This is a genomic window from Bradyrhizobium sp. WBAH42 (assembly GCF_024585265.1).
Taxonomy (GTDB): Bacteria; Pseudomonadota; Alphaproteobacteria; order Rhizobiales; family Xanthobacteraceae; genus Bradyrhizobium.
Genome location: NZ_CP036533.1, coordinates 1856635 through 1883246, shown reverse-complemented (window position 1 = coordinate 1883246; position 26612 = coordinate 1856635). Strand labels below are relative to the sequence as shown.

The window sequence follows — 26612 nt, the reverse complement described above, 5'->3', positions numbered from 1 at the left end:
AGCCCGGCAACGACACCGAACCGAACGACTCATTTCTTCCCCAACGGAGACCACCATGACTAAAGTTCTCGTCCTCTATTATTCCGCCTATGGCCACATCGAGGCGATGGCCAATGCCGTCGCCGAAGGCGCGCGCGAGGCCGGCGCGACCGTCGACATCAAGCGGGTGCCCGAGCTGGTGCCGGCCGAGGTCGCCAAAGCCTCCTATTACAAGCTCGACCAGGCAGCCCCCGTTGCGAAGATCGAGGACCTCGCCAATTACGATGCGATCGTCATCGGCACCGGCACCCGCTTCGGCCGCATGGCCTCGCAGATGGCGAACTTCCTCGACCAGGCCGGCGGCCTCTGGGCCAAGGGCGCGCTGCACGGCAAGGTCGGCGGCGCCTTCACGTCGAGCGCGACCCAGCATGGCGGGCAGGAGACCACGCTGTTCTCGATCATCACCAACCTGCTGCATTTCGGCATGGTCGTGGTCGGCATGAACTACGGCTTTGCCGGCCAGATGAAGCTCGACGAGGTCACGGGCGGCGCGCCCTATGGCGCCACCACGATCACCGGCGGCGACGGCAGCCGCCAGCCCAGCGCCAACGAGCTCGCCGGCGCGCGCTATCAGGGCCGCCAGATCGCGGAGACCGCCAAAAAGCTGCATGGCTGATGCGACCCGGGCGGCATTCCCATTCGGGAATGCCGCTTCAGCTCCGCTCGATCTTCCTCCTGACGAGGTCCTTGCCGATCGGCCGCATGGGTTCGCTCCGTAGCACCAGCGAGGTCGTCACAGCGCCAAAGCCGGCAATGCGATCCACGATGGTCTCGAGATCCTCCGGCGCCGGAACGAGCACCTTGAGCACGAAACAGTCATCGCCCGTGACGCGATGGACTTCGATGATGTGAGGGATTTCGCTGAAGCGTTTGAGGCAGGTCTTGATGTGCTCGTGCGAGGTGCGCAGGCGCACCAGCGCCATCAGGCCGAGCCCGAGGGCGCGCGGGTTGATGCGGGCGCCGTAGCCCTCGATGATGCCGGCTTCCTCGAGCCGCTTGACGCGTTCGGACACGGCCGGCTGGGACAGCCCGACGGACCGGCCGAGCTCGGACAACGGCACGCGCGCATTGGCTTGCAGCGCCTCGAGGATCTTCAAATCCTTGGCATCGATGCTCCCGAAGCGATCCAACTCAATTCTCCGTTCCACCTTGAGATCATCGGCAGATTGTCGATTTCGCCGATGACTTGCCATGTGATGCAGGACCGCAATCGGTCACACTGCGGCGTCACCTCAGATATCACGGGACGTACATGCACGACATCATCACATTGCCTGGGCTCGGCGGCTCCGGAGATAATCACTGGCAGACGCTATGGGAGCGCGCTGATGCGCGCTTCACGCGCTTCCGGCCGGCGAGCTGGGACCAGCCGGAGCTCGACGACTGGGAGCAGGCCCTGGAGCACGCGGTCGCGCGCTGCGCCAGGCCGCCCGTCCTGGTCGCACACAGCCTCGCCTGCCTATTGGTGGCGCACTGGGCCGTGCGCTTCCCTTCCGCGATTGCGGGCGCCTTGCTGGTCGCCGTGCCCGATCCGGATGGCAGCCATTTTCCTGCCGAGGCCGCGGCGTTCAAGCCGGTCCCCCGCCGCGCGTTGCGCTTTCCCGCGCTGATCATCGCGAGCACGAATGATCCATATGGAGCGTTCGAGGTGACACGGCGGCGGGCCCAGGACTGGCAGTCCGGCCTGATCGTGCCGGGCGCACTCGGCCACATCAATGCCGGCAGCGGGCTCGGCGACTGGCCGCAAGGACGCGCGTTGCTGGATGCCTTCCGCGCGGGTCTTCCGAGGTGATGGCGAAACAGACGGCGCGCGTCAGCGCGCGCCCTTGCCCATCGCCCGCGCGGCGAAGGCAGCGAGCCTGGGGTGACGGCGCAGGCCCTGCGCGGCGTGATCGCGCCAGGCATAGGGCAGACCGCGCCAGGACAGCGCGACGCTGACGTCGGTCAGCGGCACCCTCTCGGCAAGGAAACGGCGCTTGTAGGCTTGATTGCCGATGCTGAGGTCGAAACGGCGCACGCCTTGTGCATGCAGTGCGGCCATGGTGCGCTCGGTGACGAGCAGGCCCGGCGAGCAGTTCGACCATGGATTGCCGGCATGGCTGATGCGCAGCAGGAAATAGGTCGCGCCATGCTTGACGCCGAGCGCGGTGGCGACGACGCCTTCGTCGCACACCAGCGCCGAGACCATGGCATAACCGTCCGCCACGCCGCGGCGGACGACCTCGCGATAGAATCGCGCATGGGTCTCGTCGTTGAGAACGAACGGCGAGCCGAGCTTTCGCATGCGCGCCTGCTGCTGGACATCCATCACGTCCAATAGCTCGTGCGCACGCCCGACATCGGCGGCGATCTCGAACCGCGCGCCGGCATGACGGCTGAAGACCCGCCAGCAGCGCCGCATCTGCAGGCGCTTGATCGAGGCCTGATAGTGGTCATAGGCGTCGTCCATCGACACGAGATTGCCGTTGAGCGAGGAGGATCCGATCCGGCCGAGCGCGACCAGCGGGTTGGGCTTACCGCCGATTTGGGCCGGCATCTTCTTCAGGCGCAGCAGATCGAGACGGTCGGGCAGCGCGCGCAACGCGCCGATCAGCGCCGTGTTGATCGCGTCCGCCTTTCCCGCGTCCAACGTGGCATCGAGCGCCAGGATCGGTGCGTTGTTGTCGGAGACGCCGAGGTCCGCGAACTCGACGATACGGATGCCGCGCCTGACATGGCTGATCATCGGCACGACCGCGATGTCCTTGCCGGTGGCATCATCGGAAATCAATGCGATCAGCGGAGCGACGTCGTGAAACGCCGCGTACCAGGCGCCGAGCCAGTCGACATGCTGAAACGCGGTGCGGTGCCCCGCGCTCAGGCGCAAGGCCGCGTGCCGCCAATCCCGCAGGACGGCGACGGCGACGGCCGACGCGTGGGACGCAACATCAGCGGGCTGATCGAGGCTGAGGAAGGTCATCCGCGGGGCTCGATCTGCTTGACGCATTGAAACCTGGCCAGGAAATGCAGGCCGGCCACCGACAGCGCGAACATGAACCAGATCGGATTCTGCCGTTCGAGCAGGAAGGTCTCGGTGGCGCCGTAATACAGGCCGAACAACCAGACCGTCAGGAACAGCTTGGCCAGTGCGCCACTGCGGCTGTGAGCCTGCGCCGTCTGGAAATTGCCGAGCGGGGCGAGCACGAAGATGAGAATCACGAGCGCCAGCCCCGGCAAGCCGATGGTGACCGCGAGATCGAGATAGCTGTTGTGGCTGTGCGCCGCCGACGTCGCCCATTCGGCGCCCTGGGCGGTGGCCCGCGCACTGACGTCGTCCCAGAACGCCGCATAGCCGTGGCCGATGATCGGCTTCTCGGCGACGGCCGCGATCGCGAAGTCCCAGATCGCGGAGCGTCCGGTGAAGGTGGGATCGAGCGGAAGCAGCCGCGTCATCGACGCGAGCACAGGGCTGAGGACACTGCCGACGGTCAACAGGTTCATCGCAACCAGCGGCACGAAGCAGATGATCCGCTTCAGCCAGAGGCCTGGGGTGACATAGACCAGTGATGCGAGCGCGTAGATCGCGAGGCACAGCACCGACGACGTCTTGCCGCCGGTGAAGATCAGGAAGGTGCCGGCCAGCACGGCGATCACGGGCCCCATCACGAACGAGCCGACGGCGGACAGGTAGAAGCCGACATAGACCAGGATCGTCATCACGGCCGAGGCGATGTTCTTGTGGCCGAAGCTGCCGCGCCAGTCGCCGGCGAGCTGCGGCTCGGTGACGTCGCGCGCCGTGTGGATCGCATATTGCGGGGCGAGGAAGACGCCGAGATAGCACAGCGTGAGCAGCACGAGTGCGGCGGCACCGAGGCATAAATTGAAGCTGCGCTGCGTCGGCGGCAGCAACGGCAACACGATGGCGAGCGACGTCACGCTGACCGTGAGCACGAATCGCTGCATCGAGACGCCGCGGCTCTCGGAAAAGGCGATATTGATCGCGAGCCAGCCCAGCAGGCAAAGATGCAACGGTGTCACCAGGCTCTTCAGCGCGGGCGCATCCGTGGCTGCGACACACAGCATTGCCACCGCCGCCAGGAGGCCCCAGGCGACATAGGTCAGCGCCATTCGTCCGCCGACGATGATGGTGACGTCGGGATTGCGCAGGTCCGGGAACGGATTGAGCGTCACCAGCACCAGCAGCAGCGCCCCGACCGCGACGAGGCAGCGCGCCAGCGGCACGGCATCGAGACCTGCAAGGCGATCGCGCAGGGTCTGGCCGAACGATTGGGCCTCGACGTCGGTCATGTCGGCGGCGCTGCGGTCCATGGCTCAAGACATCTGATGACGCCGGTGAAGCTTCCGGTCCTGGCTCGACACTTCTGACGCTCCGTCAACGGGCGTTGCGGAGGTCTGCGACACCGCGGGCTGCCGCATGATGCCCAGCGCGATCTCGTAGTATTGCAGCGCCCGTTGCTCCAGCGTGAGATTGTCCAGGATGTAGCCGCGGGGATCGAACGCGCCTGCGTTGCACCCGGCCCAGAACTTGTCCCAGCCGGCCTCGAAGCCCGCGACGTCGGTGAACTTGACGCCGCAGCGTTCGTCCCAATAGGGCACCGAGGACACCGGCGCGAACTGCACCCGGTGCGGATAATAATCGGGGTCGCGCCACGGTCCGCCCGGATCCCAGGCAAACACCGGCACGCCGCAGGACAAGGCCTGTTGATAGGCAATGCCCTGGCTCTCGCTCTGGCACAGGAAGATCATCGCGCGCGAATGCCCGAGCGCGTCCTGATAATCCGCTTCCTTATAGCTGCCGTAGCGCAGCTCCGTGAACGAGCGGCCTTCCTTGACGAGCCGGGCGCGAACGGGCTCGATCATCTCCGGCGCGTAGCGCTCGCGGTCCCAGTGCACCTTGTCGTAGATCAGGACATCGACGGTCTTTTGCGCTCGAGCCGACGGCGCCCAGAGATTCGTGTCGATGCCGACAGGCCAGGCCTCGGTCTCGGGCCAATATGGCCGGTACATGTCGACGTACCAGGGACCGGGCACCACGACCTTCTTCACCGGCAGACGCTTGAACAAGTCGGGGTCGTCGAGCGGATGATTGTGGGCGGCAACGCCGAGCAGGATCGGGTTCTTCCACGCGAACTTGTCGAGCAGGAAGGTGCGACCGACGATGCAGGCGAGCTCGTCGGGATGTTGCGCGATATAACCGTAGTCGTTGACGCGGTAGCGAATGCCGAGCCGGTCGAGCCCCGCACAGAGATTGAGGAACACGCGCAGCTGGCCGCTCATGCGTGGCTCGCCGAGCAGCAACCGGCGGGCCATGCGCCGCAGATGCCGGTCGCCGGGAAACCAGCGGTCGTCCTTGTCCTCATAGAAGAGGTTCAGGATCATCGCATCGGGGTCGTGTTCGAACGTGTTTGCGGGCACTGGATTCCATCCGCGGCAGTCCGATGCGCATTCTCGCACGGGCCGTCTGCCGCACTCTTTGAAATTTGCCACAGGCTTAATGCCAGCGACTTAACGTTATTCTACGAAACCGGCGAGACGCGGGCCTTCTCGGCAACGGGTTCGAGCGCAATGCGGGTATCATCCGAGGCCGCCGGACTTGGCGATCGTCAGCGTTTCTCGGCGCGGCACACGGGTCCTGGTTAACAGATCATTAAAGGCGAGCCGTAGCGTGATCACCGCCGAAGAGGTTCTCGAACTGCCAGCCGCCTCACGCGCGACAGTGCCGGCGCGCTTGCCGCTTCAGGTCGGCTCGACCACATCGGTATCGGTCGTCATTCCCGCCAAGAACGCTGCGGCCTATGTCGGCGAAACCCTCGCCAGCGCACTGGCGCAACGCGAGGTGACCGAGGTGATCGTCGTCGACGATGGCTCGGCCGACCAAACCGTTGCGATCGTGCGCGGCGTGCGTGACCCGCGGCTGCGCTTGATCCGCAACGATTCCGCCGGCGTATCGGCCGCGCGCAATCTCGGCGCGCGACAGGCCAGCGGCGAGTGGCTGCTCTTTCTCGATGCCGACGATCGCCTGCGTCCTGGTGCGGTGGCGGCGCTGCTCGCTGCGGCGCGCGGCGCGCCGCGCGCCGTTCTCGTCTATGGCGACTACAACACGATCGACAGCGAAGGTCGCCAGATCGGTCGGCGCGGCCTCTTGAAGGGGCGCCGGAAGCCGTCCGGCGACGTACTGACGCGGCTCGCCGCCGGCAATTTCATTGTCAATGGCGGCATCGCGCTCGCACGCGCCGAAGCTTTCCGTGCCATCGGCGGCTTCGATACGTCCCTTAGATACTGCGAGGACTGGCATTGCTGGTGCCGCCTCGCTGCGATCGGCGAGTTCGAATTCGCGCCGGAGCTGCTGCTCGATTATCGTCTTCACACGGCCAACACCATGAACGCCGCAGTCCGGACGCCGAAGGACTTCTTCCCAGCCATTGCGCGGGTGTTCGATGACGGGTTGATCCTGGCGCGACTGCCCGGGCGGATGACGGCCGGGCTGCGTCTCGCCGCCGAGATTCATCTCGTCACCTACTCGGCGATGCAGGCGGTCCGCTTCGGCAGGTATCGCCAGGCGTTCGCTTATCTCGCGATGATCGGCCGGCGGTCGCTCAGATCGCTGCCACGCTCGGCCATCCGGGTCGCCCTCGCCCGCTTCGGCATCTAGTCCCCGCCGCGTCAAGACGCGATCTTCGAGGCCTCGTAAGGCTTCGGCTCGAGGCCGAGGGCCGCCAGGGCGGCGCCAAACGCAACCATCACCGGATGCATCGCGACGACGGCTTTCGACGACGTCGACAAGGCGGCAGCGCGAAGCAGCGACAGCGGCAACCGTCCAAGCATCTGCGCGAACACCCGCACCCGCCCCGATGCGCTTCGCGCGGCCTTGTACTGCACACGATAATTGATCGCACCGATGCGCAGGCCGCGTTTTGCGATCCAGCCGAGGCTGGTGCGGTTGTGCGGCACGGTCTCGGTGATGACGGCCTCCGCCGTCCAGTGGAACAGCATGCCGGCGTCACGGCACCGCACGAAGAAATCGCAATCACCGCCGCCGAGAAAATTGAAGCGCAGGTCGAACGCGGGACGGTCGAACCGTTCGAATGCGGCACGCGTGATCAGGCAATTGCCGCAGCCGTAGATCAGCGGCACCGCACCGCTGTACTCGTAGGCTGGACAGAAGGCGGGATGACGCGACAGCCAGGGCTTGCTGTCGTCGTCGAACACAGGCAGCACCGGCCCGCCGACCACATCGGCGCCGGTCGCCTCCGCGGTGCGCACCATCAGCTCGAGCCAGTCGCTTGATGCGATCTCGTCGTCGTCGACCATCAGGAAACGGGTTGCAGCGGGAAACAGCTCCTGCGCGGTCTCGAAGGCAGCATTGATCGCCTGGCAATTGCCCTGCCGCTTCTCGATGAGGCAAACGCCCTGGAGCCTCCCAGCGGCCAGGAACTCCGCGGCAACCGGCGTGCTTTCGCGCCGCATCGCGTCGTTCTCGACCATGACGACGGCAAAGGAACGCGGGGTGCGCTGGTTCGCCAGCGATTCCAGCGTCAGGCGCAGGTGTTGCGGACGACGGAAGCAGGGAACGCAGACGACGATGCCGACCGACAGGTCGATGACGCGAGAGCTCGCCACGATCTCCCGGTTGGGATCGCCCACGGCATCCGAGATGCGCGCCACAGACAGGTCTGTCGGGATCAATGTCATGAGGTCTAGATGTCCGAGATGTATTGAAAAAGCCCTGCTTCGATCGCGCGTCCCACGACGGCACATCGCCGCGGGACAGATGCGTCCCAAAATGGACGGCTGCCGCGCGGCACATGACCACCAAGTTCGCCGCGCGTCATGCTGCAATTGGCGGTCCACGCGCCGACAACGCTCCAACATGAACAATGCTGTAGTTAATGCGCATGCGCATTAACCGGGCCGTAAGCACTGCGACCGGTGAGACGATGCGGCATCGGATTTGCTCTTCGGGCAGGCGCGTTTTTTCCTGTAAATTTGAATAGAACAAGCGCGGTCAGAATCCATGAACAAGCCAGCCACGATCGATTTCGCGACAACCACGGCGATCCCCGCGGCCGTGCCCTATGCCGAGGCGCTTCATGATCTCGTCCCCGGCGAAGCCCGCGACAGCCTGCTCGCCGTCCATGACGTGCTGTGCCGCGAGCTGCCGCGGGGCCAGCTCGCGATCTATGAAGCAGGCGGCGGCTCGTGCAGCGTTCTGCCGCCGGACTTGCTGAGCCGCAGCAAGGTCACCGTCGTCGACATCGACGAGGACCAGGTCCGCAACAACACCTACGCCGACGAGGCGATCCTCGGCGACGTCCAGGCTTACCGCTTCGCCCGCGAGACCTTCGATCTCGTGATCTGCTACAACGTGATCGAGCATCTGCCTGATGTCGACGCCGCGCTGCTGAATTTCCGTGACGCGCTCAAGCGCGGCGGGATGATCCTGATCGGCGCGCCCAATCCGCGCTCGCTCTCCGGGGTCGTCACCAAATATTCGCCGCACTGGTTTCACGTCTGGTTCTATCGGCACATCCGCGGCATCAAAGACGCCGGCCTGCCCGGCGAGCCTCCGTTCCCGACCTTCTTTCATCCGCTGGTGACGCTGCCCCGGCTCCAAGCATTCGCGGCCGCCAACGGCCTCGAGATGATCTACCGCCGTGAGGTCGAAAGTCCGCGCTATCCCGAGATGCGCCGGCGCAAGCCGCTGGTTGCGGCGCTGGTCGACGCCGGCGCCGCGGTGCTGAACGCCGTGCTGCCGCGCGGCACCGACGTCCGCCGCGGCGACTATCACGTCATTCTTCGGAGGATCTGACGGCGATGGCACGTGCGCGGCCCATCACCGGACGAACGGCGGCTCGCGGCCATGCTGCGCGCGGTAACGAACCGTTAATTGCTGGAAGAGGCGGGTATCGCGGGCGTCATAAGGACGCGCCGAGGGATGGCATGCGCTTAAACGCTTTGTTTGCCATTTCGGTGAATAGTCCCTCAATGAGTATGGTTAATTTTCCCTGTTGCGTTGATTGGGCACCTATATCCCGGGTGCGTGGCGTAAAGCGAAGAGTAACCCCTCAGCCCGCGGCACTTGGAATGAAAGCTGGGGATCATGCTTGATTATAACCAGCCGATCGATCGAGCCAGACCGGAGGCCTCTGAGCGGAAGCCTCAGGCCGGCTTCAACGTGCTGGAGCTCGCCACTCTGCTCTGGCGGCGGAAGGTCGCGATCGCCGCGGCCGCCCTGCTCGGCGCGGCGCTTGCCGTCACCATCGGCAAGAGCGTGACGCCCCGCTACACCGCCACCGCTCAGCTCTATGTCGACCCGCGCGAGCTCCAGCTCGTCGACCGCGAGCTCACGCCGCGCGCCCAGGACGTTTCCGGCATGTCCATGGTGGTGGAGAGCCAGGCGCGCCTGATCACCTCCAACAGCGTGCTGCTCCAGGTGATCCAGCAGGCGGGTCTCGACAAGGACCCGGAATTCGGAGGCGGTGACGCTGCGAGCCTGATGTCGTCGCTGCTCGGCCTGATCGGCCTGCAGCCCCGCGCGCCGTCCGCCGCAGAGACGAAGGAGGTGCAGCTTGCGGCGCTCGAGGCGCTGAACAGGCACATCGCCGTTCGCAAGACCGAGAAGAGCTTCATCGTCGACGTCGAGGTCTGGTCGACGAATCCAGCGAAGGCGGCGATGCTCGCCAACACGCTGACCAATGCCTATCTCGCCGAATCCCGCAATTCGCAGGCTTCGGCGGCACGGCGGGCCACCAACGATCTCTCCAGCCGCCTGAAGGAGCTGCGCGACCGGCTGCGCAACGCCGAGACCGCGCTGGCGACCTACAAGGCCCAGAACAATTTCGTCGGCACCCAGGATGCGCTGATCAGCGATCAGCAGCTCTCCGCCAGCAACCAGCGGCTTTCCGCGGCCCGCGCGGCGACGATGGATGCGCAGGCGCGGCTCGACCAGATCGAGGCGAGCCGGCGTACAGCTGCCGACGCGGGCGCGATTCCGGAGGCGCTGCAATCGCCGACCATTGCGAATTTGCGCGCGCAATATGCCGATGCGCGGAAGAAATATGCGGAGCAGGCCGGCGAGCTCGGCCCGCGCCATCCGGCACTGCGCCAGACCGAGAAGCAGGTCGAGGACCTCAAGCGCACCATCAACGAGGAGATCGACCGCTTCGCCCAGTCCGCCAAGAACGACCTGACGCGCGCCCGCGATTTCGAGGCCTCGCTCAACCGCGCGCTGGAAGCACAGAAGCGGCAAAGCGTCCAGCTCAGCCAGGCCGCCGTGCGGCTGCGCGAGCTCGAGCGCGAAGCCGATGCCAGCCGCGAGGTCTATCAGTCCTTTCTCAAGCGCTCCCGCGAGACCGAGGAGCAGGAGAGCCTGAACACCTCGGCCGCCCGCGTTATCGGCGAGGCGACGGTGCCGCAGCGGCGCTCGTTCCCGCCGGCGATGAGCCTGTTCGCGATGATCGGCTTCATTTTCGGGGCGATCGCTGCATCGAGCTGGTTCGTTGTGGCAGATTTGCTGTTCGCTGGCGCAACCGCGCCCGCGACGCCGACGCCCGCCCGACATGAGCGCTCGCCGATGCCACAGGCATCCCGAGCACCGGAGCTCCCGCGGCCTGCGGAAGTTGCCCAGCCGCGGCAGATCCCGCGCGCATCTGAAGCTGCGTCGGCTCCGCCGGAACTTGCCGCGCCTCCGCTGCAGCCTTCGATGGTCGAGCAGCCCTTGATCGAGAAGCCGCTGATCGCACGCTTCCAGGAGGCCGACGTCATCCACACGCTCGGCGCCATACTTCCCACCGGCGGCGGCGTCGATCTCACACGGCTGGGTTGGCCGACGCTGCGCCCGGGCTTTCCCCTGACGAGCCTGCTCAACGCCTGGCGCGACCTGCGCGCGGCGGTGGCGCGGCGCGCCGGCGGCAAGGCGATGCCGGTCGTTGCGCTGGTCGGTGCTGGCAGGACCAGCGGCCGCAGCGTGACCGCGCTGAATTTCGCGCTGGCGGCCGCACGCGACGGCGCCCGCGTGCTGATGATCGATGCTGACCATCAGGCGCGCTCGCTCTCGAACAAGGTCATCCGTCCCGGCAAGAGCGAGCCGAGCAGGCTCGGCTGGCTCTCGATCGGCAGCAAGGACGCACGCGAGATCAGGACGGTCAACGGCATCTCGGTGCTGCCCGCCGCGGAGGGCGACGCCGGCAAGGCCGCCGACGCCATCCGCAAGGCGATTGCGCAGGCCCGTTCCGCCGGCGGCTATGATCTCGTGGTCCTCGACGGCCCGGCCTTGCCGCTCGCTTCCGGCGGCCGCAAGCTGTTCGACGACATCGACGCGCTGGTGGCCGTGCTGCCGACCAGCCTCGACGTCAACGACAGCCTGGAAGAGATCCTGACCGCGCTCGGCCAGGCCGAGCGCAAGCTCGTCGGCGTCGTGCTCGACGAGCTGACCCCTGCAATGCAAACGCGCCAGCGAGGCAAACAATATGCTTGAGCGCCGCGTCAACTTCGACGGACGGGCAGCAACTGCCGAGGTGCCGAGAATCACCGTTGGCGGACTTCGCATGGCCGCGCTCGACCTGGAAGAGACCGCCGATTTCATGATCGAGGCGACCAATCCCGACCATCGCATCGGCCGTCCGCTGTTCCTGACCTCGGCCAATGGCGAGGTGCTGGCGCGCTGCTCGACCGAGCCGCAGACCGAGCGCCTGTTCCGTGCCGCTGATTTGATCAACGCCGACGGTCAGCCGCTGGTCGCAGCTTCGAAGCTGCAATCCTGGTTCCCGCTGCCGGAGCGCGTCGCAACCACGGACCTGTTCCACGTCGTCGCGCGCAAGGCCGAAGCCGCAGGCCGCACCTTCTACATGTTCGGCGCAAGCGAGCCCGAGAACGCCGCTGCGGTCGCAAACGTCCAGAAGATGTATCCACGTCTCAAGATCGTCGGGCGCAGCCACGGCTATCTGCGCGGCGACGCGCTGCGTGCCAAGGTCAAGGAGATCAATGCCCTGGCGCCGGATTATCTGTGGGTCGCGCTCGGTGTGCCCAACGAACAGGCATTCGTGAAGGAGTTCACGCCGCATCTGACCAATGTTGGCGTCATCAAGACATCCGGCGGACTATTCAACTTCTTGTCAGGGAGCCGTTCCCGCGCGCCGCAATGGATGCAGAAGATCGGGCTCGAATGGGCCTGGCGCACCTTGCTCGAGCCGCGCCGTCTGCTCTGGCGTTATTTGACCACCAACCCCCGCGCGCTCTATCTTCTCTTCAGCCGCAACCGCCCCCTCCGCTAAGAGAAGAGCAGAATACGATATGACTGACCGACCGACCGTCCTCGTCACCGGGGGCGCTGGCTATATTGGCTCGCATGCTTGCCGCGCATTGACCGCCGCCGGCTATCAGCCCGTCGTTTATGACAATCTCTCGACGGGTCATCGCAGCTTCGTATCCGGCCCGCTGGTGACGGGCGACCTGCTCGACGGCGCGGCGCTGGCGCGCGCCTTCGCCGACCACAAGATCACGGCGGTGATGCATTTCGCGGCGGCGAGCCTCGTCGGGGAGTCCATGACCGACCCGCAGAAATATTACATCAACAACGTCCAGGGCACGCTGTCGCTGTTGCAGGCGATGCGCAACGCGGGCTGCCATCGTATCGTGTTCTCCTCGACCGGCGCCGTCTACGGCAACGCCGATTCCAAGGCGCTGCCGGAAGACTTTCCTTGCGCGCCGATCAATCCTTACGGCGCATCGAAATTGATGATCGAGCGCATGCTCGCCGATTACCGCACGGCCTATGGCTTCGGTGCGTTCTGCCTGCGCTATTTCAACGCCAGCGGCGCCGATCCGGCCGGCGGCATCGGCGAGCTGCGCGACAACGAGACCCACCTCATTCCGCGCGCAATGATGGCGCTTCAGGGCCATGTCGACTTCGCGGTGTTCGGCGACGATTACGACACGCCGGACGGCACCGCGATCCGCGACTACATCCACGTCACGGACCTTGCGGCCGCGCATGTCGCGGCCTTGAAGCTTCTGGAACAAGGCCATGCCGGCGGCAGCTTCAATCTCGGCACCGGCTCCGGTTTTTCCGTGCGCGAGATCCTCGACGCGATCAAGAAGGAGACCGGGCGCGAGGTGCCGCACACGGTCAAGCCGCGCCGCGCCGGCGATCCCACCTTTCTGGTCGCCGATCCCTCTGCTGCGAGAAAGGTGCTGAACTTCGTGCCGCGTCACTCCGACCTGCCGACGGTCGTCCGCACGGCCTGGGCCTGGCACCAGAAGGCGCATCCGTTCAGGCCGCGTTAGGCAATCGCGGCTGCAATCGCTTGCTTGCCGTGCCCTCGAGCGGCTAGAATGAATTGTCGCGGCCGCGCCGGCGCATCGCCGACAGCCGCGCGTTCCGCATTGTCGACGACGACGTCGACCTGCATGGTTCGGCCCAGTTGCACGAACCGAATTTTCCGAGCGAAGCGACGATCAAGTCGGCGTGTCGGCCCGTCGTCGGACGCGATTCTGGGAGCATCGACCACATGCATCAGGCTGCCCGCCTGGAATTCGAGCGCGTGATGGAGGAGTTCGTCCGCTGGCATGTCGTGCCGGAGGACGAGCGTTCGCCCGCGCCTGCCTGGTGGTGGGGGCCTGCCATGGCCGTGGTCGACGACCAGGAGCCGATGAGCGCAGCATGCTGCTGCGCATTGGACGTAAGCAAAGGGACGAGCTTCGCCGACGGCGCGCGTGCCATTCTTGCACTGTTCAACGAGCAGACGTCACTGACGGCCCCCCAGGATTTTCCGAGCAAGGCCGAGGGGGAAGAGCACGAGGTCCGCGAGCTGCACCCGCAGCCGTCAGACGACAGCGCGTTTCAGCCCTGAGGCTGCGTCTTCATCGGCCGCTTCCGGCTGGAGCGGCGGCGCGACGGGCAGCACCATCGGCCGCAGCAGCTCAGCCATCTGCCGCGCCGGCAGCGGCTTGGAGATCAGGAAGCCCTGCATCTCGTCGCAGCCATGGCTGCGCAGGAACGCCTCCTGCTCGGCATTCTCGACGCCTTCGGCGACGACGGTCATGCCGAGGGCCTTACCCATGCTGATGATCGCCTGCGCGATCGCCTGATCCTCCGAATCCTGCGGCAGGTCGCGCACGAAGGAGCGGTCAATCTTGATCGTGTCGATCGGGAAGTGCTTCATCAGCGACATCGACGAATAGCCGGTGCCGAAATCGTCGATGGCGAGACGGATGCCGCGGCTCTGGATGGAGTCGAGCACCTTGAGCGCGCGGCCGACATTGCGCATCATCATGCTCTCGGTGACCTCGAGCTGGAGCAGCACCGGCGACATGCCGGAGGCCGCCAACGCCTCGTCGACGTCCTGCAACAGATGCTCGTCGGCAAACTGCCGCGGCGACAGGTTGACTGCCATCGACAGCGGCAGCAGGCCGCGGCGCTGCCAGGCCATGGCTTGCGCGCAGGCCTCTTTCAGCACCCAGCGGCCGATCGGCACGATCAGCCCGGTTTCCTCCGCGAGCGGAATGAATTGTGCGGGCGAGACGTTGCCGAGCTCGGGATGGGTCCAGCGCAGCAGCGCCTCGACACCCGTGATCTGACCAGTCGCCATGTCCACCTTGGGCTGGTAGTTGAGCGAGAACTGCTCGCGTTCCAGCGCGCGGCGCAGCGCGCTCTCCAGCGACAGCCGCTCGATCGACTGCGTCTTCACCTCGTTGGAGAAGAATCGATAGCCGTTCTTGCCGTCCTCCTTGGCGAGGTACATCGCCATGTCGGCGTTCTTGGTCAGCGTCTGCGCATCGGAGCCGTTGGCCGGATACATCGCGATGCCGATCGAGGCCGTGGTGTGGCACTCGTGGCCGGCGAGCTCCATGGGCTCGGCGAGCGCAGCGAGCAATTCAGTCGCGATGCGCTGAACGTCGTCGATCTCGCCGCACTGGTCGAGGATCACCACGAACTCGTCGCCGCCGAGGCGCGCGACCACGTCGCTCGCCCGCAAGCTGCCGCGCAAGCGGTTCGCGACTTGGAGCAGGAGCAGGTCGCCGGCCTCGTGGCCGAGCGAATCGTTGATGACCTTGAAGCGGTCGAGGTCGATGAACAGCACCGCAAAGCGGTGATCATGGCGCTGCGCCGCATCGATCGCCTCGCGCAAGAGCCCGTTGAAGGTCTCGCGGTTCGGCAGGTCGGTCAGGCTGTCGTGCGAGGCGAGGTATTCGATGCGCTCGTCGGCCTTGTTCTTCTCGTCGGTGCGATCGAAATTCTCCATCGCGAAGGAGACGTTGTCGGCGAGACGCTGCAACAGCTCGACGAATTCTGGCGTGAAGGTCGCCGGCTCGGTCGACATGTAGATCATGACGCCGACGGCCTCATCGTGCGTGACGAGCGGAAACGCGGCGCCCGACCGCGCGCCATCCCCGCGCACAATGGGGTGGAAGACGCGGACGCGGTCGTCGTTGAGATAATCGTTGCTGATGCAGGGCTGGCGCGTGCGGAACGCCGTGCCGCTCATGCCGCGCCCCTCCGGCCGCTCGGGATCGATCGAGAGACGGACATTGCGCGTGGTGCCGGCCGACGGACCGGCGGCGGCGACGATCTCGAGCAGGTCGGTACCAGGCCTGGCCAGGGCAATCGTGGTCGAGGTGAACTTGGCGCCGTTCGATGCCGCAAGGCAGACGAGGTCGAACAGCTCGGCACGCGACTTCGCGCGCATGATCGCCTCGTTGGTCGCGCTCAAGGCCGCGAACATGCGGGTGAGGCGCTCCTTCTGCGCTTCGGTGCGTGCCTTCTCCTCGGCGCGCTCGAAATTGTCGAGTGCGAAGGAGACGTTCTCCGCGAGGCGCCCGAGCAGCTCGACCAGATCGGGCGTGAACGTATTCTCTTCCGGTGCGAGGAAGAGCAGAATGCCGACCGGTTCCCGTCCCGCTCTCAGCAGCGGGAAGCACGCCGCAGCCCGCGTTCCGTCCTCGATGGCCCTCGCGCGCCAATAGGCGGACCGCGGCTCGCTCAGATAATCGTTCATGACGCTGGGCCGGCGCGTGCGCAGCGAGAGGCCGATGATGCCCTGGCCCTCGGGATGGTCGGCGGAAATGACGGAGGTCCGTCCGGCTATGCGCTCCTGCAGGCGCCCCTTGACCGCAACGACGCGGACGAGCTCGCCTGCTTCGTCGATGATGCCGATCGTCGCCGCGGCGAACAGGTCGCCCAGCACGGCCGCTTGGCAAGCCACCTCGAACAGCTCCTCGCGCGTCTTGGCGCGCATGATGGCTTCGTTGGTTGCGCTCAGCGCCTCGAACATGCCGCTGAGACGATTGCGCTGCTTGTCCGCCCGCGCCTTCTCTTCGGCGCGGTCGAAGCTTTCGAGCGCGAAGGCGACGTTGGCCTGAAGCCTGCACAGCAGCTCGACGAGCTCCGGCGTGAAGGTGCCGCGCTCCGGGGAGTTGAACAGAAAGATGCCCTCGACCCGGTCGCCGTTGAGCAGCGGCAATGCCGCCGAGGATGCGATGCCGGTACGGCGGGCGCTGGCGTGCCAGGGCGCGATACGGTCGTCGGCGAGCACGTCGTTGCTGACGGCGGGCTGGCGCGTGCGAAACGCGGTGCCGGTCAGGCCGCGCCCTTCGGGCACCTGGTCGGAGGTGGAGAACGTGAACTCGCGAACCTCATCGGCGTTCGGGCCATAGCAGGCGGCGACGCGCAGCAGCCCGGTGCGATGGTCGACCAGCGCGATGGTGGCCAAGGTGAACTTGGCCCCCTTGGCGGTCGCCTCGCAGACGAGATCGAACAGCTCGGCCCGCGACCGCGCCCGCAGGATCGCCTCGTTGGTGGCGCTGAGCGCCGCATACATGCGCGCCAGGCACTCTTCTTCTGCGGCGATGCGGGCTTTCTCGGCCTCGCGGCCGAAATTCTCGATCGCGAACGAGACGTTCTCGGCCATGCGCAGCATCAGCGCGACGATCTCCTCGTCCTTGGCCCAGGAGCGGCTGATGAAGAACAGCAGCACGCCGACGCTCTCGCCGTGCCTGATCAACGGCGCGACGACGCAGGCGGCGACGCCGGTGTTGACGTTGGCCTGCTCCCACGGCGTGCCCCTGGTGCGGCTGGCGAGATCGTCCTCGACGATGGCCTTCTGCGTCCGGAATACCTCGCCCGAGATGCCCTTGCCGTAGGGATTCTCCGGATCGACCGAATAGCGCGCCTGGGTGACCAGCTCGAGGTTCTGGCCGGTGGCGGCGACGGGCTTCATCCAGTGCGAATCCGGCTCGCGAAGCAGCACGATGGTCGCCAGCGACTTGCCGCTGTGGACCGAGGCGTCGCATACCAGTTGATACAGCTCCTGCTCGGTCTTGGCGTGCAGGATGGCTTCGTTGGTGGCGCTGATGGCGCCGAACATGCGGTTGAGCCGCCGTGTCGCCCGTTCACTGGCCTGCCGCGCGGTCTCACGCGCGAAATTGTCCAGCGCGTAGGAAATGTTCGCCGACATGCGCTCGAACAGCGACACCATCTGCTCGTTCAGCGAGTTGGGCTCGCTCCGCGTCACATACAACACGCCGACACTCTTGCCGTTGCAGAGCAGCGGCAGCGCCGCGGCCGCACCGATGTGGGCCTGGGCGGCGCCCTCGCGCCAGGCCAGCGAGCGCGGATCGTTCAGATAATCGTTGCTGACGCACAGCTTCTGATGGCGAAACGCCTCGCCGCCGACGCCGGATCCTTCGGGCGTGCCGGTTTCCGTCGTGATCACGATCGAGCGGAGCCGCGCAATGTCATCGCCACAGCCGGCCGCGAAGCACAACCTTCGGCCGTCCGGCTCGACCAGGAACACGGCAACGGCCAGAAAGTCCCCGCTCGAAAACCCGGCATCGCAGACCTTCTGGTACAGCTCCTCCGGCGATCTCGCGTAGAGAATCGCTTCATTGATGGCGCTCAACGCCGCAAAGGTGCGCGCGAGTGTCGTCGACACGATCTCAGCTCCCGGGCATTTCTGCCTATTTCTCCCGGTGCCTTTATGGGTGGCGACCGCCTAAGTGGTCGTTATTGCGCGGCGCAAACCGTCGATCAAAGTGAACGAGCTGCGAACGAGCGCGACAAAACTGACGGGAATACCGCTGCGAGGCCGAACCGTCGACGAAAGGCATGTTCCGTTTACCAATTTGCCGCCCTGTGTTGGTTTACGGGAGATTGATATCGCGGTGCCCTGGGGTGGGCAAAGCGAAGCGCGCCTACCGACCTTCGCAAGGTCGAGCGAGATCGTGGGCACGGCGCAAGTGCGCCTTTGCCCACCCCACAGGACTTTCCGCATCTCAAAACGGCAGCGCCACGCTGGTCTTGATCTCCTTCAGCACGACGTTGCTGCGGACGTAGCGGATGCCGGGGATGCGGAACATGAACTCGTCGAGGAAGCGGTTATAGGCCGCCATGTCCTGGACGACGACGCGCAAATGATAATCGGCGTCCCCGGTGGTCGCAAAACACTCCAGCACCTCGCGGCGCTTGGTGACCCTCGCCACGAATTCGTCGACGAACTTCGCATCGTGCCGCTCCAGCGAGACGTGGAGGATGGCCGACATCGCAAAGCCCGCCTGCTCGCGCGCCACCAGCGCCGCATAGCCCTGGATGACGCCGCTTTCCTCCAGCGCCCGCACCCGCCGCCAGCAGGCGGAAGTGGACATGCCGACCTCGTCGGCGAGTTGCTGGTTGGTGGCGCGGCCATCTCTCTGGAGATGGGCGAGAATGCGGCTGTCCTGCTCTTCGATCATGGGAGGCTCCAGTTCGAGCAGATCTACCAGATTGAACGCCCACTTGCAAAATCCTACCGAATTTCTGCAACAGAAGGGATAAATAGGTAAGACCTACCAACGCCTCGGGCATAACCTTCCATCACTGGGCAGGATGCCGCGCGAGGTCCGCCATGGACGCCATTTCCTCACTCGACACGTACGAGCTCTCCGATCGCTACGAGCGCGAGGAGGGCCGCGTCTTCCTCACGGGCACGCAGGCCATCGTCCGTATCGCGCTCGACCAGGCGCGACGCGATCGTGCGGCCGGGCTCAACACCGCCGGCTTCATCTCCGGCTATCGCGGCTCGCCGCTCGGCGGCGTTGATCTCGAACTGTGGCGCATCCAGCAGCAGCTCAAGCGCGACCGCATCGAATTCCTCCCCGCCGTGAACGAGGACCTCGCGGCAACCGCGGTGCTGGGCTCGCAGCAGGTCGAGACGCAAGCCGACCGCGAGGTCGATGGCGTGTTCGGGCTCTGGTACGGCAAGGGCCCGGGCGTCGATCGTTCCGGCGATGCGCTCAAGCACGGCAACGCCTATGGCTCCTCGCCGCACGGCGGCGTGCTGGTGGTCGCCGGCGACGACCATGGCTGCGTCTCCTCCTCGATGCCGCATCAGTCCGACGTCGCCTTCATGAGCTGGTTCATGCCGACGCTGCATCCGGCCGACGTCGACGAATATCTGGCGTTCGGCGAATATGGCTACGCACTGAGCCGCTTCTCCGGCATGTGGGTCGGCTTCAAGGCGATCTCAGAAATCGTGGAATCAGGCGCCTCCGTCGCGCTGCGCCCGCCGCGCCTCTTCCGCACGCCCGACTTCACGCCGCCGCCGGGCGGCCTGCATTATCGCTGGCCCGATCTGCCGGGTCCGCAGATCGAGGAACGGCTGGAAGCCAAGAAGCACGCGGTCTACGCCTTCGCCAAGGCCAATCCGATCGATCGTCACATCTACGACATCCCCAGCGCCACCTACGGCATCGTCACGACCGGCAAGGCGCATCTCGATTTGATGGAGGCGCTGCGGCTGATGGGCCTCGATGAAGCCGCCTGCCGCCGCATCGGCATCGACGTCTACAAGGTCGGCATGGTCTGGCCGCTGGCGCTGCACGACGCCATGGATTTCGTGAAGGGCAAGCGCGAGATCCTGGTGGTCGAGGAGAAGCGCGGCATCATCGAGAGCCAGTTCAAGGAGTACTTCTACGACTATCCCGGCAGCAAGCCCGAGCGCATGGTCGGCAAGCACGACGAAACCGGCGCACGGCTGATCTCCTGGATCGGCGAATTGTCGCCCCGCGCGCTCGCGAACGTGCTCGCGCGCCGGCTCGATCCGATGTTTCCGGGCCTCAATCTCGCCGCGCGCGCCGCCGCCTTGATGCCGGAGGCCGCGCGCACGATCAATGTCAGCGGCGCGACACGCACGCCCTATTTCTGCTCGGGATGTCCGCACAACACCTCGACCAAAGTGCCGGATGGATCGAAGGCGCTCGCCGGCATCGGCTGTCATTTCATGGCGAGCTGGATGGACCGCGAAACCTCCTCGCTGATCCAGATGGGCGGCGAGGGCGTGAACTGGGCGGCTTCATCGCGATTCACCGGGCACAAGCACGTGTTCCAGAATCTCGGCGAAGGCACCTACTACCATTCCGGCTCGATGGCGATTCGCCAGGCGATCGCGGCCAAGGCCAACATCACCTACAAGATCCTGTTCAACGACGCGGTCGCCATGACCGGCGGCCAGCCGGTCGACGGGCCCGTCAGCGTCCATGCCATCGCCCACAGCGTCCGCGCCGAAGGTGTTGAGCGCATCGCCCTGGTGTCGGATAATCCCGCGCAGTTCTCGCCGTCCGACCTGCCGGCCGGCGTCACCATCCATCCGCGCGAGGAGATGGATGCCGTGCAGCGCGAGCTGCGCAATATTCCCCGCGTCTCGGTCCTGATCTACCAGCAGACCTGCGCCACCGAGAAGCGGCGCCGGCGCAAGCGCGGGCAGATGGCCGATCCCAAGCGGTTCGCCTACGTCAACGATCTCGTCTGCGAAGGCTGCGGCGACTGCTCGGTCGAATCCAACTGCCTCAGCGTCGAGCCGAAGGAGACGCCGTTCGGCCGTAAGCGGCAGATCAATCTGTCGGCCTGCAACAAGGATTTTTCCTGTCTCAACGGCTTCTGCCCGAGCTTTGTCACGGTCGAAGGCGCGACGCGCCGCAAGAAGAGCGCGAGCCGGATCGATGCGACCGAGCGCGCCGCAACGCTTCCCCTGCCCGCGCCCGCAACGCTCGACCGGCCCTACGACCTCATGGTGACCGGCGTCGGCGGCACCGGCGTGATCACCGTCGGCGCGCTGATCGGCATGGCCGCGCATCTGGAACGCCGCGGCGTTTCGGTGCTCGACTTCACCGGCTTTGCGCAGAAATTCGGGCCTGTGCTGAGCTACATTCGCCTGGCCGCGAGCCCCGAGGCGCTGCACCAGGTCCGCATCGACCAGGGCGCGGCCGATGCGCTGATCGGCTGCGATCTCGTCGTCAGCTCCTCGCCAAAGGCCTCAGGCACCTATCGCCGCGGCACCCGTGCCGCAGTCAACACCGCGGAAATGCCGACCGGCGACGTGGTCCGCTTCCGCGACGCCGATCTCGCTGCGCCAGCCCGCCTGCGCGCAATCGATCAGGTCATCGGCGAGCACAATCTCGACACGATCAATGCCAACGTACTGGCCGAGCGCCTGCTTGGCGATTCCGTCTACGCCAACATCATCATGCTGGGCTTTGCCTGGCAGCACGGTCTTGTCCCTGTTTCGCTGCAGGCTTTGTTGCGGGCGATTGAGCTCAACGGCGTCGCGGTCGAACGCAACAAGCAAGCCTTTGCCTGGGGCCGGATCGCCGCTGCCGATCCGGATTTTCTGCCGAAGGCGGAGGATGCGCCAAAGGCCGAGACGCTCGATGCGACCATTGCCCGGCGCATCGAGTTCCTCACGGCCTATCAGAACGAAGCCTACGCGGCGCACTACCGAGCGATGGTCGCAAAGGTGCGCAATGTCGAGGCCAAGCTGAACAGCGAGGCGCTGACCGATGCGGTCGCGCGCGCGCTGTTCAAGCTGATGGCCTACAAGGACGAGTACGAGGTGGCGCGGCTGCACATGCAAAGTGGCTTTCTCGATGAATTGAAGCGCGAGTTCGAGGACGGCTTCAGCGTCCAGTATCACCTCGCCCCGCCGTTCCTGACGTCCCGGCGCGACGCCCGGGGCCGGCCGCGCAAGCGCGCCTTCGGCCAGTGGATCCAGGTGCCTCTGGCCATGCTCGCGCGCCTGAAAGGGTTGCGCGGAACGCCGTTCGATCCGTTCGGCTACGCCGCGGAACGGCGCGCCGAGCGTGAACTGATCGCCTGGTATGAAGGCCTGATCGAGCGGATGCTGGGCGAGCTCGACGCGGCGCGCCTGCCAAATCTCGTGGCGATTGCCAAAGGCCCAATGGAGATCCGTGGCTACGGGCCGGTGAAGGACGTCGCGATCGTGAAAGTGAAGACCGAGGTCGAACGGCAGCTCGTTGAACTTGACACACCACCGCCGGCAAGGATGCAGGCCTACGGTTGACGCAGCGCTGCCGGAATCGTGCCCTACCCTTCGCCCTCTCGTCATTGCGAGGAGCGCTTGCGACGAAGCAATCCAGAATCTTTCCGCGGAGGGATTCTGGATTGCTTCGCTTCGCTCGCAATGACGAAGAGATGGTGGGCACGGCGCTAACGCGCCTTTGCCCACCCTACGGCTCTGCCGCCATCGCTTACGAATACGGGTTGATCAGCTTCTGCTGCTCGGCGCTGTGATGCACGAGCAGGTCGATGAAGGTCCTCACCTTCGCCGATAGATGATGACGATGCGGGTAGACCGCATTCATGGAGAGCTCGACCGTCCGATATTCCGGCAACAGGCGCACGAGGCGGCCGGCTTCGAGATCATCCTGAATGAGGAACCCCGCCATCAGGCAGATTGCGGCGCCCTCCAGCGCGACCTTCCGCAATGCTTCCCCGCTGTTGGTGACGAAGCTGCCAGAGATGCGCACCGAGGCCGGCGAGCCCTTGCGATCGAGGAAACGCCACTCGTCGCCGAACGGATAGTTCAAGTGCCGACCACAATTGTGCGCGGCGAGTTCGTCGAGCTTCTGCACCCGGCCGTGCTTCTCGATGTAATCGTGGGAGCAGCACAGCACGTGACGCCAGGTGGCAAGGCTCCGCACGATCAGGCTCGAATCCGGCGGCTGTATCATGCGCAGGGCCACGTCATAGCCTTCCTCGATGAGGTCGACCTCGGCCTCGCCCATGCGCAGATCGATCTTGAGCTCCGGATAGGTCGACAGCAGTTTCGCCGCAATCGGCGCGACGAACGGCACCATGTGCGTGGCGACGTGAATGCGCAACGTGCCACGCGGCACCGACTGCAATTCGCTTGCGATGTCGTCGGCCTGTTCGATGTCGGCGAGAATCTGGACGCAGCGGTCGTAATAGGCCTTGCCGATCTCGGTCAGATTGACCTTGCGCGTGGTGCGGTGAAGCAGCCGCACCCCGAGCCGGTCTTCCAGGGCCTGCACGTGATTGCTCACCATGGTGGTCGACATGTTGAGCTTGCGGGCTGCGGCAGAGAAGCCGCCGGCCTCGACCACCCGGCTGAACACTTCGAGGCTGGTCAATCGATCCATGGCTTTCCTTGCACTGGGATGTGCGCCTCGGCAGCAATCGCGCGACAGAGACGGCAATCGCGCTGGCGCAGTCGCGCCCCTGACCCGGTAGACATCACGAACCCAGGTGACGGCTCAGATTATCCACTCTCAATGGATAATCCTTCCAGAATCTAGCTGATTATCACCTGAGCCAGCAAGACCGATAGTCTCAGCGAGACGACAGGAGACGCAAATGTCCGAAATGCCCCGCACTGAGACCTTCCAGCAAGCAACTGAAATCGCGCACGAATATGCCAAGACGCCACCCGCTATCCCGGCCCGGAACATGGTTCGGCGCGCGGCCTTGGCGCTCGCGCTCCTCGCAGGCACGGCAACCATGGCCTACTACGGACACGATTACTGGACCAACGGCCGGTACCTCGAATCCACCGACGACGCCTATGTGAAGGCGGACTCCACGATCGTCGCGCCGAAGGTCTCCGGCTACATCGCCCAGGTGCTGGTCGGCGACAACGAGAAGGTTCGGTCGGGCCAGCTGCTGGCCAAGATCGACGACCGCGACTTCAAGGCGGCGCTCGACCAGGCGAAAGCCGACGTCGCTGCCGGCGAAGCCTCGGTCCGCAACATTGATGCCCAACTCGAACTGCAACAGCCGATTATCGCGCAGAGCACGGCTGATGTGGCGGCTGCGGACGCCAATTTGAAATTCGCGCAGGAGGAGCGCGCCCGTTACGACGACCTCATGAAGTCGGGCTCCGGCACGATCCAGCGCGCGCAGCAGACCGATGCGGCGCTGCGCGCCAGCGGCGCGCAATTGCAGCATGCCAAGTCCGGCCTCGTCGCCGCGCAGCGCAAGGTCGACGTGCTCACCACCCAGCGCGCCCAGGCTGCCGCCCAGCTCGAACGCGCTCGTGCAGTCGCGCAGCAAGCCGCGCTGAACCTGTCCTATACGGAAATCACAGCTCCCGTGGACGGCACGGTCGGCGCCCGCAGCTTGCGTGTCGGCCAATACGTGCAGGCCGGCACGCAATTGATGGCAGTGGTGCCGCTCGATGCCGTCTATGTCGTCGCCAATTTCAAGGAGACCCAGCTCACCCATGTGCGGCCGGGCCAGCCGGTCGAGCTGCACGTCGATAGCTTCCGCGACACCATTCTGCGCGGCCATGTCGACAGCCTGTCGCCGGCAAGCGGGCTCGAATTCGCGCTGTTGCCGCCCGACAACGCCACCGGCAACTTCACCAAGATCGTGCAGCGCGTTCCCGTGAAGATCGTGCTCGACGATCACAGCCTCACCGGCCTGCTGCGGCCGGGCATGTCCGCGGTGCCGACCGTCGACACCAAACAGGCGGTGCTGGCCGAGCGCGACAGCGCGAAACGTCTGGCTGACAACGCACCCCACGCAAGCGGAGACTGAAGCCGGAAGGCTCCGGCCGGACCGTCAAATCCGCCCGGATGATCCTTCCAAAGCTTCCACGATGATCGAAACCAACCGCATAACGCATCCAGTCTCAGTACCCGAGACGAGGCTTCCATGAGCACGCTCCAACCGGCCCTCAACGCCACCTCCGCCAATCTCCCCGTCGGTGCTGAGCCCACGATGCCGGTTGTATCCACAAGGACCTGGATCGCGGTGATCGGCGCCACCCTCGGCGCCTTCATGGCGGTTTTGAACATCCAGATCGTCAACGCCTCGCTCGCGGACATCCAGGGCGCGATCGGCGCCGGCATCGATGACGGCGGCTGGATCTCGACCTCCTACCTGATCGCCGAGATCGTGGTGATCCCGCTGTCCGGCTGGCTCGCCCAGGTGTTCTCGATCCGCATCTATCTGCTCACCAACGCGATCCTGTTCCTGGTTCTGTCCGCGGCCTGCGCGCTGGCGCAGGATCTGTCGCAGATGATCGTGCTGCGCGCCATCCAGGGCTTCACCGGCGGCGTGCTGATCCCGATGGCCTTCACGCTGATCATCATGCTGCTGCCGCGCGGCAAGCAGCCGGTCGGCCTTGCGCTGTTCGCGCTGTCGGCGACGTTCGCGCCGGCGATCGGCCCGACCATCGGCGGCTATCTCACCGAGAATTTCGGCTGGCAATACATCTTCTATGTCAACCTCGTGCCCGGCGCGATCATGGTCGGCATGCTCTGGTATGCGCTCGAGGCGAAGCCCATGAAGCTGGCGCTGCTCCGCGAGGGCGACTGGGCCGGCATCATCACCATGGCGATCGGCCTGTCCGCACTGCAGACCGTGCTGGAGGAAGGCAACAAGGACGACTGGTTCGGCTCGCCGTTCATCGTCAAGCTCTCGGTCGTCGCCGCCGTTGCGCTGACCGCCTTCCTGATCATCGAGCTCACGGTGAAGAAGCCGCTGCTCAATCTGCGCCTGCTCGTGCGCCGCAATTTCGGCTTCGGCATGCTCGCGAACTTCCTGCTCGGCATCGCGCTCTACGGCTCCGTGTTCATCCTGCCGCAATACCTGTCGCGCATCCAGGGCTACAACGCCGAGCAGATCGGCACGGTGCTGGCCTGGACCGGGCTGCCGCAGCTCGTGCTGATCCCGCTGGTGCCGCGCCTGATGCAAAAATTCGATGCGCGGATTATCATCGGCATCGGCTTCGTTCTGTTCGCAGCATCCAACTTCATGAACATCGACATGACCAACGACTATGCCGCCGACCAGCTGCTGTGGCCCAATGTCGTTCGCGCCATCGGCCAGGCGCTGGTGATGGCGCCGCTGTCGGCGGTCGCAACCGCAGGCATCGAAGCGGAGAATGCGGGCTCGGCCTCCGGCCTGTTCAACATGATGCGCAATCTCGGCGGCGCCGTCGGCATCGCGCTGCTGCAGACCGTTCTGACCAAGCGCGAGCAATATCATTCCAACGTGCTGATGCAGTCGGTCTCTGTGTTCGAAGAAGCCACACGCACGCGGATCGAGCAGCTCACACAATATTTCGTGAATCACGGTGTTCTCGACCGTGCGGACGCCGCGCATCGCGCCTATGTGGCGATCGGCCATACCGTGCAGAAGCAGGCCTTTATCTTCGCCTTCAGCGACACGTTCTATCTGCTCGGCATGGCGCTGATCGTTGCCCTGGTTGCCGTCCTCTTCCTGAAGACGCCCGGCCAAGTCTCGGCCGGCGGAGCCCACTGACCCAGCCAAAAAAAGGAGA

General features: G+C 65.4%; 19 protein-coding genes. 11 read left to right on the top strand and 8 right to left on the bottom strand.

Annotated features, from left to right (window positions below):
* Positions 1-55: 55 nt before the first annotated feature.
* Entirely contained in the window at positions 56-655 is a 600-nt protein-coding gene (gene wrbA, locus DCG74_RS08765) for an NAD(P)H:quinone oxidoreductase (RefSeq protein ID WP_172787112.1), read from the top strand.
* A gap of 37 nt (positions 656-692) precedes the next feature.
* Here wrbA and DCG74_RS08760 read toward each other — a convergent pair whose 3' ends face one another.
* Positions 693-1169: an Lrp/AsnC family transcriptional regulator gene (locus DCG74_RS08760; protein WP_172787111.1), complete on the bottom strand. Its 477-nt coding sequence runs from the start codon at positions 1167-1169 to the stop codon at positions 693-695.
* Between the two features lie 122 nt (positions 1170-1291).
* On the opposite strand from DCG74_RS08760, the gene DCG74_RS08755 reads away from it, so the two are divergent.
* Positions 1292-1831, top strand: coding sequence for an alpha/beta hydrolase (locus tag DCG74_RS08755; RefSeq protein ID WP_172787110.1), 540 nt, complete (start codon positions 1292-1294; stop codon positions 1829-1831).
* A 21-nt stretch (positions 1832-1852) separates the two neighbouring features.
* On the opposite strand, the gene DCG74_RS08750 is transcribed toward DCG74_RS08755, so the two are convergent.
* The 3 genes from DCG74_RS08750 to DCG74_RS08740 are packed head-to-tail and all read right to left on the bottom strand — an operon-like array spanning position 1853 to position 5454.
* Positions 1853-2998: a GNAT family N-acetyltransferase gene (locus DCG74_RS08750; RefSeq protein ID WP_172787109.1), complete on the bottom strand. Its 1146-nt coding sequence runs from the start codon at positions 2996-2998 to the stop codon at positions 1853-1855.
* On the bottom strand, positions 2995-4347 hold the full coding sequence (locus DCG74_RS08745; RefSeq protein WP_172787108.1) for an O-antigen ligase: 1353 nt from the start codon (positions 4345-4347) through the stop codon (positions 2995-2997). The genes DCG74_RS08750 and DCG74_RS08745 overlap by 4 nt, the downstream gene beginning before the upstream one ends.
* Positions 4348-4350: 3 nt before the next feature.
* Positions 4351-5454, bottom strand: a complete 1104-nt coding sequence (locus tag DCG74_RS08740) for a glycosyltransferase (protein ID WP_172787107.1) — start codon at positions 5452-5454, stop codon at positions 4351-4353.
* Between the two features lie 250 nt (positions 5455-5704).
* Between DCG74_RS08740 and DCG74_RS08735 the strand changes: the two genes are divergently transcribed.
* Positions 5705-6691 carry a glycosyltransferase gene (locus DCG74_RS08735; protein ID WP_172787106.1) on the top strand — a complete coding sequence of 329 codons (987 nt, stop codon included), beginning with the start codon at positions 5705-5707 and terminating at the stop codon, positions 6689-6691.
* A gap of 11 nt (positions 6692-6702) precedes the next feature.
* Here DCG74_RS08735 and DCG74_RS08730 read toward each other — a convergent pair whose 3' ends face one another.
* A complete protein-coding gene (locus DCG74_RS08730; protein WP_172787105.1) occupies positions 6703-7731 on the bottom strand; it encodes a glycosyltransferase family 2 protein in 1029 nt (342 codons plus the stop codon).
* A 322-nt stretch (positions 7732-8053) separates the two neighbouring features.
* On the opposite strand from DCG74_RS08730, the gene DCG74_RS08725 reads away from it, so the two are divergent.
* The 5 genes from DCG74_RS08725 to DCG74_RS08705 all read left to right on the top strand — a co-directional run bounded on the left by DCG74_RS08725 (position 8054) and on the right by DCG74_RS08705 (position 13889).
* The gene (locus DCG74_RS08725; RefSeq protein WP_172787104.1) at positions 8054-8848 is read left to right on the top strand and encodes a bifunctional 2-polyprenyl-6-hydroxyphenol methylase/3-demethylubiquinol 3-O-methyltransferase UbiG; all 795 of its coding nucleotides are present in this window, start codon (positions 8054-8056) and stop codon (positions 8846-8848) included.
* Between the two features lie 291 nt (positions 8849-9139).
* A complete protein-coding gene (locus tag DCG74_RS08720) occupies positions 9140-11515 on the top strand; it encodes an exopolysaccharide transport family protein (protein ID WP_172787103.1) in 2376 nt (791 codons plus the stop codon).
* Positions 11508-12311: a WecB/TagA/CpsF family glycosyltransferase gene (locus DCG74_RS08715; protein ID WP_172787102.1), complete on the top strand. Its 804-nt coding sequence runs from the start codon at positions 11508-11510 to the stop codon at positions 12309-12311. Before DCG74_RS08720 ends, DCG74_RS08715 begins: the two co-directional genes overlap by 8 nt.
* Before the next feature lie 19 nt (positions 12312-12330).
* The gene (gene galE / locus DCG74_RS08710; protein ID WP_172787101.1) at positions 12331-13323 is read left to right on the top strand and encodes a UDP-glucose 4-epimerase GalE; all 993 of its coding nucleotides are present in this window, start codon (positions 12331-12333) and stop codon (positions 13321-13323) included.
* A 224-nt stretch (positions 13324-13547) separates the two neighbouring features.
* Complete coding sequence (locus tag DCG74_RS08705; RefSeq protein ID WP_172787181.1) at positions 13548-13889, top strand: hypothetical protein; 342 nt, start codon at positions 13548-13550, stop codon at positions 13887-13889.
* Here DCG74_RS08705 and DCG74_RS08700 read toward each other — a convergent pair.
* Positions 13863-17969, bottom strand: coding sequence for a GAF domain-containing protein (locus tag DCG74_RS08700; protein ID WP_172787100.1), 4107 nt, complete (start codon positions 17967-17969; stop codon positions 13863-13865). The two genes, DCG74_RS08705 and DCG74_RS08700, sit on opposite strands and share 27 nt — an antisense overlap.
* A gap of 340 nt (positions 17970-18309) precedes the next feature.
* Positions 18310-18765 carry an Lrp/AsnC family transcriptional regulator gene (locus DCG74_RS08695; protein WP_172787099.1) on the bottom strand — a complete coding sequence of 152 codons (456 nt, stop codon included), beginning with the start codon at positions 18763-18765 and terminating at the stop codon, positions 18310-18312.
* A gap of 152 nt (positions 18766-18917) precedes the next feature.
* Here DCG74_RS08695 and DCG74_RS08690 point away from each other — a divergent pair, with 152 nt between their 5' ends.
* A complete protein-coding gene (locus DCG74_RS08690) occupies positions 18918-22367 on the top strand; it encodes an indolepyruvate ferredoxin oxidoreductase family protein (RefSeq protein ID WP_172787098.1) in 3450 nt (1149 codons plus the stop codon).
* A 187-nt stretch (positions 22368-22554) separates the two neighbouring features.
* Here DCG74_RS08690 and DCG74_RS08685 read toward each other — a convergent pair whose 3' ends face one another.
* The gene (locus DCG74_RS08685) at positions 22555-23466 is read right to left on the bottom strand and encodes a LysR family transcriptional regulator (RefSeq protein WP_172787097.1); all 912 of its coding nucleotides are present in this window, start codon (positions 23464-23466) and stop codon (positions 22555-22557) included.
* 214 nt (positions 23467-23680) lie between these two features.
* Between DCG74_RS08685 and DCG74_RS08680 the strand changes: the two genes are divergently transcribed.
* Both DCG74_RS08680 and DCG74_RS08675 read left to right on the top strand, forming a co-directional pair.
* Positions 23681-24862, top strand: coding sequence for an HlyD family secretion protein (locus tag DCG74_RS08680; RefSeq protein WP_172787096.1), 1182 nt, complete (start codon positions 23681-23683; stop codon positions 24860-24862).
* 117 nt (positions 24863-24979) lie between these two features.
* Entirely contained in the window at positions 24980-26593 is a 1614-nt protein-coding gene (locus DCG74_RS08675) for an MDR family MFS transporter (protein ID WP_172787095.1), read from the top strand.
* Positions 26594-26612: the final 19 nt, after the last annotated feature.